Source organism: Stutzerimonas stutzeri, from assembly GCF_002909485.1.
Lineage (GTDB): Bacteria > Pseudomonadota > Gammaproteobacteria > Pseudomonadales > Pseudomonadaceae > Stutzerimonas > Stutzerimonas stutzeri_AH.
On sequence record NZ_PPXG01000008.1, the window covers coordinates 270756 to 284278 of the forward strand.

A 13523-nucleotide genomic window follows, 5' to 3' on the forward strand; every position below is an offset into this window, starting at 1 on the left:
AGTGCAATACGGCGACAAGAACCGGGCGGCGAAGGACGGTTCAGATGATCGTCGTGTTAGCCAAACTTTCCGCAGCGGGCCTGCCGCTACGATGCCCGAGGAGACTGCCATGCAACTCAAAGACACCGCTCTGTTCCGTCAGCAGGCTTATATAGATGGCGCCTGGGTCGACGCCGACAGCGGCCAGACCATCAGCGTGAACAACCCGGCCACCGGCGAGACGCTCGGTACGGTGCCGAAGATGGGCGCCGCGGAAACCCGCCGTGCCGTCGATGCAGCCGAGCGTGCGCTGCCGGCCTGGCGTGAACTGACCGCCAAGGAGCGTTCGCAGAAGCTGCGCCGCTGGTTCGAGTTGCTGATGGAGAATCAGGACGACCTGGGCCGCCTGATGACGCTGGAGCAAGGCAAGCCGTTGGCCGAATCCAAGGGCGAGATCGCCTACGCCGCCTCCTTCATCGAGTGGTTCGCCGAGGAAGCCAAGCGCATCTACGGCGATACGATTCCTGGCCACCAGAAAGACAAACGCATCATCGTCATCAAGCAGCCGATCGGTGTGACCGCGGCGATCACCCCGTGGAATTTCCCGGCGGCGATGATCACCCGCAAGGCTGGCCCGGCACTGGCGGCCGGCTGCACCATGGTGATCAAGCCCGCCTCGCAAACGCCGTTCTCGGCGCTGGCGATGGTCGAGCTGGCCGAGCGTGCCGGGATCCCCAAGGGTGTGCTCAGCGTGGTCACCGGCTCGGCCGGCGACATCGGCAACGAGCTGACCGCCAACCCCAAGGTACGCAAGATCTCCTTCACCGGCTCCACCGAGGTCGGCGCCAAGCTGATGGAGCAGTGCGCGCCGGGGATCAAGAAGGTCTCCCTCGAGCTGGGCGGCAACGCGCCGTTCATTGTCTTCGACGACGCCGACCTGGACGAGGCGGTGAAGGGCGCCGTGCAGTCCAAGTACCGCAATGCCGGGCAGACCTGCGTCTGCGTCAACCGCATCTATGTGCAAGATGGCGTCTACGACGCCTTCGCCGAGAAGTTCCAGGCGGCGGTGGCCAAGCTGCGGGTCGGCAATGGCCTGGAGGAGGGTACCGATCTCGGTCCGCTGATCGACGATCGCGCTGCCGCCAAGGTCCGCGAGCATATCGAAGACGCTGTGGCCCAGGGCGCGCGGCTGGTCGCCGGCGGTCAGGCGCACCAGCTGGGCGGCAGTTATTTCGAGCCGACCGTGTTGGTCGACGTGCCGGACAGCGCCAAGGTGGCCAAGGAAGAAACCTTCGGCCCGCTGGCGCCGCTGTTCCGCTTCAAGGACGAGGCCGATGCGATCGCCAAGGCCAACGACACCGAATTCGGCCTGGCCTCCTACTTCTATGCGCGCGATCTGGGTCGTGTGTTTCGCGTCGCCGAGGCACTGGAGTACGGGATGGTCGGCATCAACACCGGCATGATCTCCACCGAAGTGGCGCCGTTTGGCGGGGTGAAGTCCTCGGGTCTTGGGCGTGAAGGCTCCAAGTACGGCATTGAGGATTACCTGGAGATCAAGTACCTCTGCATGGGCATCTGAGCCCCTGAGACAGCCAGCCTCAATGTGTGAGGCTGGCTGCTTACCATGGACGCTCTCGTTGTTCAGCTACTCTGTTCTTGGCAGCGTCGAGCTAAAGAGCTGAAGCTCAACCTGACACGGCCGCTGATTGAGCTCCTCAAGGCATTGAGCCGACTTCGCTGGCCGGCGAACGGACGGTAGCGCTTGCTGCGTATCGATCCCGACCTGCTCGCTCGTGCCCCGCGGCAGCCGTTTCCGGCTGAAGCCGCCGCGTCCGCTTTGGCGGCGACATTCCTCTGACTGATAGTGCTGTGCAACGCCCGGTCCGGCTGCCGGCAATATCAAGCACTGACGCGCGTTGTGCCCATTTGCCTCGCTTGATTGCTGTCCGATGCCGGCCTATCGACATGCGTAACGTGACTCCTTTATTCTGCTGTGCGAAACATGATTCCGTGAAATTACAATTCCAATCAGCATTTCACACAGCGGAGGCCAGTCATGACAGATGTCGTACGGCTCGAAGTTCAGGGCGATATCGCGCTGATCACGGTCAACAATCCACCGGTCAACGCCCTCGGCCAGGTGGTGCGCGAGGGGCTGCTGAAGGCCTTTCAGCATGCCGAAGCGGACCAGCAGGTCCGCGCCGTGGCGTTGGTCTGCGAGGGCAACACCTTTATCGCCGGAGCCGACATCAAGGAATTCGGCAAGCCGCCGCAGGCGCCGAGCCTGCCCGAGGTGATCGAAATCATCGAAAGCTGCAGCAAACCGAGCGTCGCCGTCATTCATGGCACCGCGCTCGGTGGGGGCCTGGAAGTCGCGTTGGGCTGTCATTACCGCATCGCCCGCAAGGACGCCAAGGTCGGCCTCCCGGAAGTGAGGTTGGGTTTGTTGCCCGGCGCCGGTGGCACTCAGCGCTTGCCGCGTCTGGCAGGCGTCGAGAAGGCGCTGGACATGATTGTCAGCGGCACGCCGATCAGCGCCGCCGAGGCGGTCGCGCACAATATCGTCGACGAGCTGTTCGAGGGTGATCTGGTGGAAGCCGGCCTCGCCTACGCCCGTCGCATGGTCGAGGATGGCCGCACACCGCGACGTACTGGCGAGCAGACCCAAGGCCTTGAGGGCGCCGATAACGAGGCGCTGATCCGCACCAAGCATGCTGAAGTCGCCAAGCGCATGCCTGGGCTGTTCTCGCCGCTGCGTTGCATCGCTGCGGTAGAGGCAGCAACCAAGCTGCCGCTGGCCGAAGGTCTAAAGCGTGAGCGTGAGCTGTTTGCCGAATGTCTGAACTCGCCACAACGCGGCGCTCTGGTTCATTCATTTTTCGCCGAGCGCCAGGCCGGCAAGATCAACGGTCTGCCATCCGATGTGAAACCGCGGCCGATCAACACAGCCGCGGTGATCGGCGGCGGCACCATGGGTGTCGGTATTGCGCTGAGCTTCGCCAATGCCGGTGTTCCGGTGAAGCTGCTCGAAATCAACGACGAAGCCCTGCAGCGCGGTCTGCAGCGAGCCCGCGACACCTATGCGGCGAGCGTCAAGCGCGGCAGCCTGACCGAGGAGGCGATGGAGAAGCGCCTCGCGCTGGTCGAAGGCGTGACCGAGTACGCCGCGTTGGCCGATGCCGATGTGGTGGTTGAAGCGGTATTCGAGGAAATGGGCGTCAAGCAGCAGGTGTTCGAGCAGCTGGATGCGGCGTGCAAGCCGGGCGCGATCCTCGCTTCCAACACGTCATCGCTTGATCTGGACGCCATCGCGGCTTTCACCAAGCGTCCGGAAGACGTAGTCGGCCTGCATTTCTTCAGCCCGGCCAACGTCATGCGCTTGCTGGAAGTGGTGCGTGGCGAGCGGACCAGCGATGAAGTGCTCGCCACCGCCATGGCCATCGGCAAGCAACTGAAGAAGGTTTCGGTGGTAGTGGGCGTTTGTGACGGCTTCGTCGGCAACCGCATGGTCTTCCAGTACGGCCGCGAGGCGGAATTCCTCTTGGAGGAAGGCGCCACGCCGCAGCAGGTCGATAGTGCGCTGCGCAACTTCGGCATGGCCATGGGACCGTTCGCCATGCGTGACCTGTCGGGCCTCGACATCGGCCAGGCGATTCGCAAGCGCCAGCGCGCGACGCTGCCGGCGCACCTGGATTTCCCCACTGTCTCGGACAAGCTCTGCGCCGCCGGCATGCTCGGGCAGAAGACCGGCGCCGGCTACTACCGCTACGAACCCGGCAACCGCACCCCGCAGGAGAACACCGAGCTCGCGCCCATGCTGGAAGCCGCGTCGAGGGAAAAAGGCATCGAGCGGCAGGCGCTGGACGAGCAGTACATCGTCGAGCGCTGCATCTTCGCGCTGGTCAACGAGGGCGCGAAGATTCTCGAAGAGGGCATCGCCCAGCGCTCCAGTGATATCGACGTCATCTACCTCAACGGCTACGGCTTCCCGGCCTTCCGCGGCGGGCCGATGTTCTATGCCGACAGCGTTGGCCTGGACACCGTGCTGGCGCGGGTCAAGGAACTGCACGCACGTTGCGGCGGCTGGTGGAAACCGGCACCACTGCTGGAAAAACTGGCCGCCGAAGGCCGCACCTTCACCGAATGGCAGGCCGGGCAATGAGTACCGCCCGCCTGCACTCTGCCGATCGGATATCGAGGATTCATCCATGAACGTCAACTACACGGCCGAAGAGCTCGCCTTCCGCGATGAAGTACGCGCCTTTCTGAAAAGCGAGCTGCCGGCGGACATCGCCGCCAAGGCCAAGCTCGGCAAGCACATGTCCAAACAGGATCACGAGCGCTGGCAGCAGATCCTGGTCAAGCGCGGCTGGTATGCGCTGGGCTGGCCGGTGGAGCTGGGCGGCACCACCTGGGGCCCGGTGGAAAAGCACATCTTCGACGAGGAGTGCTCCGCCTTCGGCGCGCCGCGTACCGTGCCCTTCGGCGTCAACATGGTCGCGCCGGTGATCATCAAGTTCGGCACCCAGCAGCAGATCGACCATTACCTGCCGCGCATCCTCTCCGGTGAGGACTGGTGGTGCCAGGGCTATTCCGAGCCCGGCGCCGGCTCCGACCTCGCCAGCCTCAAGACCCGCGCCGTGCGTGATGGCGACCACTACGTGGTCAACGGCCAGAAGACCTGGACCACCCTCGGCCAGCACGCCAACATGATCTTCTGCCTGGTGCGCACCGACCCTGAAGCCCAGCAGCAGCGCGGCATCAGCTTTCTCCTGATCGACATGAAGAGCCCCGGCATCAGCGTGCGGCCGATCATCACCCTGGACGGCGATCACGAGGTCAACGAAGTCTTCTTCGACAACGTCCGCGTGCCGGTGGAGAACCTCGTCGGCGAGGAAAACCAGGGCTGGACCTGCGCCAAGTACCTGCTAACCCACGAGCGCACGGGCCTTGCCGGCATCGGCTCTTCGAAGGCGGTGTTGGCGCATCTGAAGCGCATCGCGATGAAGGAAGTTTGCGACGGCAAGCCGATGCTTGAAGACCCGCTGTTCCGCGCCCAGGTCGCGGAAGTGGAAATGCAGCTAATGGCCATCGAGATGAGCACCCTGCGCATCCTCGCCGCGGCGAAGGAGGGCGGCGTGCCCGGTGCGGAGTCCTCGATCCTCAAGGTCAAGGGCACCGAGATCCGCCAGGCCATCACTCACCTCTTGCGCAAGGTCATCGGCCCGTACGCGCTGCCGTTCCTCGAGGAGGAGCTGCAACTGGACTACGACGGCGAGCTGTTGCACGCGGATTACAGCGCATCGCTGGCCGGTGACTACTTCAACATGCGCAAGCTGTCGATCTTCGGCGGCTCCAACGAAATCCAAAAGAACATCGTCTCGAAGATGATTCTCGAGCTGTAAGGGGGCACCGCAATGGACTTCAAACTGACTGAAGAGCAGCAAATGCTGCAAGACACCGCGGCGCGCCTGGTGCGCGACGCCTACCCGTTTGAGCAGCGCGAGAAATTCAGCGAGTCGGAGCTGGGTTTTTCCTCCGAGTTCTGGGGCCAACTGGGCGAGCTGGGCCTGACCGCCGTACCCTTTGCCGAGGAGATCGGCGGCTTTGGCGGCGGCGGTGTGGAAATCATGCTGGTGATGACCGAACTGGGTCGCGGGCTGACGCTGGAGCCCTACCTGCAATCGGTAATCTTCGCTGGCGGCTTGCTCAATCAGCTGGGCAGCGAAGCGCAAATAGCGGACTTGCTGCCGCAGGTCGCGGCCGGTTCGCTGCAACTGGCGGTGGCTTTCGACGAGCCGCAGAGCCACTACAACCTCCACGATGTGCAGACCAAAGCTGAAGCGGCCGACGGCGGTTATCGGCTGTCCGGGCGCAAGGCCGTGGTGATTGGCGGACACAGCGCCGGGCAGATCATCGTGTCGGCGCGCACTTCCGGTGACAGCCGCGATGAAACGGGCATCAGCCTGTTCCTCGTCGATCCGAGCGCTCAGGGCGTCAGTCGCCGCGTCTATCCCACCATCGACGGGCGCAAGGGCTGCGAGCTGTTCCTCGACAACGTGCATGTCGGAGCCGATGCGGTGCTTGGCGAGATTGGCAATGCCTTACCCGCGATGCGCTACCAGCAAGGCCGCGCCATCGCCGCGCAATGCGCCGACGCGCTGGGCAGTATGGACGAAGCCTGCAAGCTGACCCTCGACTACCTGAAGACGCGCAAGCAGTTCGGCGTGCCGATTGGCAAGTTCCAGGTCCTGCAGCACCGCATGGTGGATATGCAGACCGAGCTGGAGCAGGCCACCAGCATGGCGATCCTCGCCGCGACCTTTGCCGATGGCGAAGACAACGACGAGCGCAGCCGAATCATCGCCGCCGCCAAATACATCTGCGCCCGCGCCGCGCGCAAGGTGGCCGAGGAAGCCATCCAGCTGCACGGCGGCATCGGCATGACCTGGGAATACAACCTCGCCCACCATGCCAAGCGCCTGGTTATGATTGCCCACCAGTTCGGTGACGATGATCACCACCTGAAGGCCTATGCCAAGCTGATGCAGGTGGCGTAACGCGCCACTCGCGACACCACGACCGGGCCCCTTTGCCCGGTTTTGCTTTGCGGAGATAGGGTCAGGTGCTTAGCCGACTACGGGCAGGTGTGGCGAGGCATCGTCTTCATTTCCGTTGTGCGGCGTTCCGCTTCAGCTCGCCGCCAGCACACAAACGGTGGGCTGAAGCCCACCCTACGGCGCTGCGCGCAAGATGGCAGCCCGGTAGGGTGGACGTCGCCTTTCTATCCACGCGAAGCAACTTGGGTCGCGTCTCGGTGGTTTATCCAGTGGGCGGTGATCGTACCGGCTGTGAGTCATTTGATCCGGATATAAAAAAGCCGGGCAAATGCCCGGCCTTTCTGCCACGCGATCAGCTAGCGATCAGATGCTGTCGAGTTGCGGGTTCAGGCGGTCCAGCAGGCGCTTGCTGCGGCGGCCGTCCTGCAGGTCACCCAGATCCGTCAGGCGCACGCGATCCTTCGGCTCGACCTTCAACTCTACGCCGCTGACCTTGCCGAGCAGAGCTTTCCTGAGCAGTTCGCAACCGTCTTTCATGCCCTTCGGCAGGTCCTTGAATTCGCGGCTGCAGTCCTTTTCGGTTTGTTCAACGACCTTCTCGTAATGCGCCTTGCGCTGTTTCTCGGCGCTGCCTTCGGTGGGGTTCAGCGGGGTGTTGTAGCGCTGATACAGGGCAATGCTGCGCTCGGCCATGCCGCGATCCTTGACGCTGAACGAGGCGCTCTGCAATTCGGCGCGCTCGACGCTCGATGCCAACTCGCCCAGCTCGCTCATGAATGCCCGCTGCCCCCGGTCGTCGCCACCGAAGCTCTCGCTCAGGCGCTGCAGCTTGCGATTAAAATCGCGCAGGTTACTCAGGCGGTAGCTGACACGCGAATCGAACAGTTCTGGCAGGTCGACTGCCAGCTCTGTTTCCAGGGTGCCGGCATCGTCATCGATATCCACATAGATCTCGACATCGTAGGGCTTGAGCTCGGCCAGACCGCTGATCAACGCGGGTTCGAAGCCGCGAGCGGTAGCCATGCCTCGGCCGAAGCCGCCGCCGGCCATCGCGCCGAGGCTGCTCAGGCCGCCGAGGGCACGGTTATCGGCCTCGACGCCATTGAAGCGCAGGCGCAAGCGGGTCCGTTCGTCGTTGATGGAGCGGTCGCTGATGATCACTTCAGCCACCTGCAGGCTTGGCTCGCGTCCACCGGCTTCCACTTGCAGCTCGGAGATCGTCACGCGGCCGCCGAATGGGCTGGACGATACCGACTTCCAACGCAGGGTGTCCTCAAGCTCGTGCTCGTAAACCCAGTCTTCGATCAGCTTTTCTGCCTGGCTGCTGCTGTAGGCGCTCAGGCCGAAGTAGCCGGCCACCAGTACGGCAACGGCAGCGCCGGCGATCAGGGGTAGGCGCTTGCTCATTCGTCATCTCCTTGGAGCTCGGCACGTTCGGGCCAGGCTTGTTGTATCAGCGATTTGGCCTCTTCCGGCGTCCAGTCCGGGTCACCGATTTCATGTCGTGCAAGTTTCAGCGGGTCGCGCAGATCGGCGCAGCCCTTTTCGCTGCAGGCTTGCAGCGTGGTGGCGCTGATCAGCGTCAGCGGTAGGTTTTGCTCATCCTTGCGCGACGCGTCCAGCCTCGCCTCGCCCTTGACCAGGAACCAGCCCTTGTCGGCGCTTTGCTCGCTGTCTTTGGTATCCAGAACAGCGGCGTACGGATAGTCGACCTCCCAGCCACCATCGGTCTTGCCATCGATATGCACGATCTGGCTGTAGCCCTGCGCGCGGCCTTGCATCATCGCGGCATAGCCGCCGCCACTGAACGGCGAGTAGCTGGCATCGCTGAGGATGCGTCCGTAGAGCTCTTCGGGCTTGCGGGTTTCACGGCGCAGCTGACGATACAACTGCAGCTGTTGCTCTGCCTGGCGAGCCAGCAGCTCGCGCTGACGCTGGGCTTCACGCTCGCGCTCCAGCTCGGCTCGGCGCTGCAGTTCAGCTTCCTTGCGCTCGTACGCGAACAGGTGATTGTTGGCCCGAGCGGGGTCGTATTCCCACTTCTGCGTACGGTAGTGGCGCGACAGCGATAGGTCGTAAAGCCAGAAATCTCGATCGCCTTCGTGCAGCCCTTTTTCCAGATCCCGCATGCCGTAGAAATGGATTGCCCTGATCTTCGGTGCGCTCTTGTCCAAGTGCGCGGTGGCGAGGTCGATGGTCCGGCGAATGCTTTCCAGATCGCGGAACAACTCACGGTTTTCGGTCAGTGCGATCAGCGTGACGCTGCCGGCATTCCAGTGGCCGTTATAGCTATGGCCCATGCGCAGCAGGTAATGCACCTTGCTGGCAGGTTCGCTATGCAACAGCAGCAGCAGATTCTTGCGCTGGTCGATGCCCACTACCGGAAGTTGCGGCGCGTCGCCGTAGATTTCCAGGCCATCGAGGAAGCTGCCTTTGAACTGATGCAGACGCACGCCATCGCGGCGGTTGAGCATCAGCGAGCCGGTGCCCTGCGCGTAGCCGTCCGGGCCGCATGTCACGCCGCTGGATGTCGCGGAGATGTTCGCTATGTCGTCCTCCGGCTTGAACCCCAGGCGGAAGCGGCAGCCGTTCTGATCGGCGACCTCTGTGATGAAGTCGGCCTTGGCAAAAACATCCCGGGCCAGCGGTGGTTGCCAGCCGCCAACGCTGAACTCTTTGGCGGCAACGGGGGTGGTGGCTACGGCCTGTTCAGCCGGAACTGGCGCTTCTGCCCGCTCAGCGGGTTTGGCATCGGCGACAGGCGCTACCGGCACTGCGGCTTGGGGTTGTGGTGCTTCAGTCTGGGCTTGCGTCGGTTTGTCCGGTTCCGGCTCTGCGGTGGCCGGAGCGGTCTCGCGCGCAGCAGGTGCAGCGGAAGCGGGGGCTTCAGCATGCGCTTGGGCGACGGTTGGCGCAGGTGCTTGCTCGGCTGCAGGCTGCGGAGCTGCCGGGGCAGTATCTGCTGCTTGCGCCAACCAGCCAGCGGCCTGGCTGGCGTTACCGCTGGCCTGGGTCTTGCCCGTGCTGTCTACACTGGTCCAGCTCAGTTGCGCGGCGCTCGAGCACTGAGTGGCGAACAGGCCGCCAAGTTTTGGCAACAAGCGGTTGATGGAGTCCTGATCTGCTGGGCCGGCAAATGCGAAACGCAGCTTCAGGTTGTCGCTGCACCAAGGCTGACCATCGGCATGGTCAACGAACACCTCGACGTTTTCCGCCTTCGAATAAGCCAGTCGGTGGCTGGCTGCCTGGGCCGAAGCCGCTACGGCCAGGCTGAGGGCCAGTAGGGAAATGTGGCGTACGTTCATCAGATCAGCTCCCAGGCACCGTCGGCCGCCTGACAGGCCTTGGCAGTCTGCTGCTCATTGCTGCCCTGTGCGGTGACGTCATATTTGATCGTCCGGCAGGTGGTCTGGGCGGTCATGGCCTGCTCGACCGGAACGGCATCCAGATCGATGGCGTCCAGATCGATGCCCTTGGAGGCTGCGCTGGCGATATCGAGGCTGTCGAGATCGGTCGCCGTTTCGGCTGCGGCGGTCTGGGTCGACTGGGCAGGCTTTTTAACCTGAGCCACCAACGGCGCGTAAACATAGCCGATGGTTACGCCGCGACGGCCGACCATGATCCAGTCGTTGTCCGTGCGGCCAATCGCGGTAAAGGTGGTGCCGGTTGGCAACCCTGCAACCTTTTCGGCTTTGAGGTCAGGCGCATTGCGTACGTTCGCCGATTTAACCGCCTGGTAGGGCTGGTTGATCAGCGTCATGTTCGCTACCGGCTGCACTTTGGGCGTGCGCTTGACTGCGACTTCACGCTGCACGGTTTCGGTCTTGATCGGGGTAATGGTGGCTTTGGCATCGCTGTGGCTCGACGACCACTGAGTGGCCTGGCCATCCTGAGTGTGCTGCAGCGCCTGTTGAGTCTGCAGTGCCAGCGCCTCGCGATCTCGCACGTCAAGCTTCGCGCCGATGGTCTTGCCCAGGTAACCGCCGGCCAGTGCGCCTGCGATCATCGCTGCGGTGCGACCGCTACCGTTTCCAACCTGGCTACCGATGAGAATGCCTGCTGCGGTGCCGACCAGGGTGCCGATGTTCTCTTTGTTCGCCCACTCGTTTTCGGCCATGTTGGCGCAACCGGCGCTGAACACGATGGCGCTGCTGAGCAACAGCACACTGGTTTTTTTCGCGAAGCCCATGAGGTAGTCCTTGTCTGAATGGCTGGCAGGTAGCATTCAGGACTGACTCGACGGCCAATGCCGTACCAACGGGGCTGCCGTTTCAATCCATGAAATGGCCGGCAATTACACACAAATATGGCCTGCATCACAAACCTAAATCGGTCTAGATCGGCAACTTCAGGGCGAACGGTGCTGCCCGAGGCATGTATGCCTACACGGCACCGCAGGCTGCACTTCGAAGGTCTGAAGCGCCACGGTAGCGAGATGTCGCTAAAAATGGCTCACCGTGTGAACGAGATCAGGAACAGGCAGGCGGCCAGTGCATGGTTTAGATGCACCGGCCGCTATGCGGCGATCCGTCACGCAGGGGTTGGCGTGGCAGCACCCTGCGGTTTCCATTCCTGCAGCCGATCCAGGCTGCCGCGGTAATGCTTGAGCCCCATGCCTAGCAGGATAATTGCGCCGACCAGCGCAACGCCGGTGACGATCAGCAGCGAGTACCGCAGGGCGTTGTCGTCGCCGAAGACGAAGTCGGTGCCCAGCGCCACCGCAGTCGGGCCGATGCCGAGGCCGACCATAGTGATGACGAACAGGTACACCGCCGAGGCCTGGCCGCGCATGGAGTTGGGCATGATCTCCTGAATCGCCGCCGGGCCGACGCCGAAGGGCATGGCGATGGTGAAGACGTGAAGGGCGATCAGCGCCAGCGCCAGTTCGCCGGTGCCGGCCAGGTAGGCGAGGTTGAGTGGCAGGGTCAGCGCGGCAGAGATGATGCCGACCCGCAACGGTGCATCGCGATAGCCGCGGCGGTGCAGCAGGTCCGACAGCCGCCCGCCAGCGATGATGCCGATCGAGCCGGCCACCGCCACCACCGAGCCGTAGAGCACGCCGACGTCGCTGGCCGACCAGCCGTAGGTGCGGATGAAGAACGTCGGAATCCACGCCGAACTGCCGTAGGCGGCGAAAGCCAGGCAGGCGAAGCCGAAGTTGTGGCACAGCACGGTGCGGCGGTTCTGCCGAATGTATCCGGCTACCTCGCTCAATGGCACCTCGACGCCGGCGCCGACGCCTTTGCGCGACGGCTCGCGGATCAGCAAGAGCACGGCGGTGAATAGCACGCCGGCCGCGCCGAGTACGAGGAAGATCAGCTGCCAGGGGCGGACCATGCCGAGCACCGGTAGCTCCACATCGCCTTGGGCCGAGGCGAACTTGACCACCAGCCCGCCGAGCAGAAAGGCCAGACCTGAGCCGATGTAGATGCCCATCGAATAGACGCTCATCGCGGTGCCGCGCAGCTTGGGCGGGAAACTGTCGGCGATCAGCGAATAGGCCGAGGGCGACAGCGCGGCCTCGCCGACACCGACGCCGATGCGGAACACGAGGAATTGCCAGAAGGTCCGCGCGGTGCCGCACAGTGCGGTCATCAGGCTCCACACCAGCACGCCGATGGCGATGATGCCGCGGCGGCTCTTGCGGTCGGCCAAGCGCCCGATGGGTACGCCGCAGATGGTGTAGAACACCGCGAAGGAGAAGCCCATCAGCAGGCTCATGTGGGTGTCGGTGATGTCCAGATCGCGGCGGATCGGCTCTACCAGCAGGTTGAGGATCTGCCGATCGACGAAGGACAGCACGTAGGCGAGCATGAGGATGGCGACCGTGACCCAGGCGCGGGTGCTCGAGGGGTAGCCGTTATTGTTGTTGTGCATGGCAAGGCTCCATTGGCGAGGAGGGCTGTAACCAGCCCATTCTCACTTTTGTCGGAGATTAGCCATCCGGCAAGTTGAATAACCCTCGCATATGTTTCGAAATATGCTAGCAGTGTTCCGCTCTGCGAAACTATTTGCCTTCTGAAGCCCTACGCCACTGTGCGTTGTTGGCTCGGCATCAGTTCGGGCAACAAATGCGGCGCCCAGAGATTGTCGGCAAAACCGCGGCGGAAAAAGCCGAAGTGGCCGATGCGCGTGGCGCCGATTTCGGCGGGCGCGATGCGCTGCATGGTCTTCGGTGCCGAGCTGTAGAAGCCATGCAGGGATTCGGTGTTGCGCGCTGACATCATTTCGTCATCACTGAAGGACAGCGACGTCAGCGGTGTGCGCACCGCGGCAAAGGCCTGACGCATGGGCTCGCCTTCGACACCGACCAGGTACTGCGGATGCAGGCACCAGCGCCGCCACTGGCGAATCACCCCGGCAGGAAGGTCGCCTACCGCCCCGATACGAGCGCCTGGGAAGTAACCCGCCACCGCAGTCAGCACGGGCGCCAGGCCATGCCAGAGCAGCCACGCCTTGTTGCGGATCTGCGGGCTGTTCTCGCGCCAGTAGCCGCTGCCGGCGGCGATGGTGACGATGCGGGTCAGGCGCTCATGGCCTTTGACCAGCGGCAGAATCTGCGCGCCTACGCTGTGGCCGATCCAGTACAGCGGCAATTCGCCGGCGGCATCGGCTGCCACGGCCAACATCGCACTGCAGTCATGGCGAGCCCAGTCGAGGATGTCGACATTCAACTGGCGAAGCGGCATTCGCCGCGAGCGGCCCATGCCCAGGTAATCGAAGGTCGCCACTTGGTAGCCGCGCTCGGCAAGCCATGTGGCGAAGTCGGTATAGAAGCGCTGCGGCACGCCCATCGCCGGCGCGATCAGCACGACCCCGCATGGCGCGCCGCTCGGCTGATACCAATGGCTGGACAAGACATGGCCGTTGCCATTGTCGATGGAGCGTTCTTCAACCTGTATCGTCGCCATCTTGTTGTTCTCCGCGCTTCTGCGATTGCTGCGATCGGTGCAGTATACGAAGGGTAGAAGATAATTCTAGAAA

9 protein-coding genes are annotated in these 13523 nt (G+C 63.3%); 4 read left to right on the forward strand and 5 right to left on the reverse strand.

Annotation, left to right across the window (positions count from 1 at the left end):
- Window positions 1-109: 109 nt before the first annotated feature.
- The 4 genes from gabD (at window position 110) to CXK91_RS19200 (ending at window position 6539) form a co-directional block, all read left to right on the forward strand.
- Complete coding sequence (gabD, locus tag CXK91_RS19185) at window positions 110-1558, forward strand: NADP-dependent succinate-semialdehyde dehydrogenase (RefSeq protein ID WP_103457684.1); 1449 nt, start codon at window positions 110-112, stop codon at window positions 1556-1558.
- Window positions 1559-2035: 477 nt separating this feature from the next.
- Entirely contained in the window at window positions 2036-4141 is a 2106-nt protein-coding gene (locus CXK91_RS19190; RefSeq protein WP_103457652.1) for a 3-hydroxyacyl-CoA dehydrogenase NAD-binding domain-containing protein, read from the forward strand.
- Window positions 4142-4187: 46 nt separating this feature from the next.
- Window positions 4188-5384: an acyl-CoA dehydrogenase family protein gene (locus CXK91_RS19195; RefSeq protein ID WP_103457653.1), complete on the forward strand. Its 1197-nt coding sequence runs from the start codon at window positions 4188-4190 to the stop codon at window positions 5382-5384.
- 12 nt (window positions 5385-5396) lie between these two features.
- Window positions 5397-6539: an acyl-CoA dehydrogenase family protein gene (locus CXK91_RS19200; protein WP_103457654.1), complete on the forward strand. Its 1143-nt coding sequence runs from the start codon at window positions 5397-5399 to the stop codon at window positions 6537-6539.
- A 363-nt stretch (window positions 6540-6902) separates the two neighbouring features.
- On the opposite strand, the gene CXK91_RS19205 is transcribed toward CXK91_RS19200, so the two are convergent.
- The 5 genes from CXK91_RS19205 to CXK91_RS19225 all read right to left on the reverse strand — a co-directional run bounded on the left by CXK91_RS19205 (window position 6903) and on the right by CXK91_RS19225 (window position 13450).
- On the reverse strand, window positions 6903-7946 hold the full coding sequence (locus tag CXK91_RS19205) for a hypothetical protein (protein WP_103457655.1): 1044 nt from the start codon (window positions 7944-7946) through the stop codon (window positions 6903-6905).
- Window positions 7943-9844 (reverse strand): hypothetical protein, encoded by a 1902-nt coding sequence (locus CXK91_RS19210; protein WP_103457656.1) that lies wholly within the window; start codon window positions 9842-9844, stop codon window positions 7943-7945. Before CXK91_RS19210 ends, CXK91_RS19205 begins: the two co-directional genes overlap by 4 nt.
- The gene (locus tag CXK91_RS19215) at window positions 9844-10728 is read right to left on the reverse strand and encodes an SH3 domain-containing protein (protein ID WP_103457657.1); all 885 of its coding nucleotides are present in this window, start codon (window positions 10726-10728) and stop codon (window positions 9844-9846) included. The genes CXK91_RS19210 and CXK91_RS19215 overlap by 1 nt, the downstream gene beginning before the upstream one ends.
- 341 nt (window positions 10729-11069) lie before the next feature.
- Window positions 11070-12416 (reverse strand): spinster family MFS transporter, encoded by a 1347-nt coding sequence (locus CXK91_RS19220; protein ID WP_103457658.1) that lies wholly within the window; start codon window positions 12414-12416, stop codon window positions 11070-11072.
- Between the two features lie 149 nt (window positions 12417-12565).
- Entirely contained in the window at window positions 12566-13450 is an 885-nt protein-coding gene (locus CXK91_RS19225) for an alpha/beta fold hydrolase (protein WP_103457659.1), read from the reverse strand.
- Window positions 13451-13523: the final 73 nt, after the last annotated feature.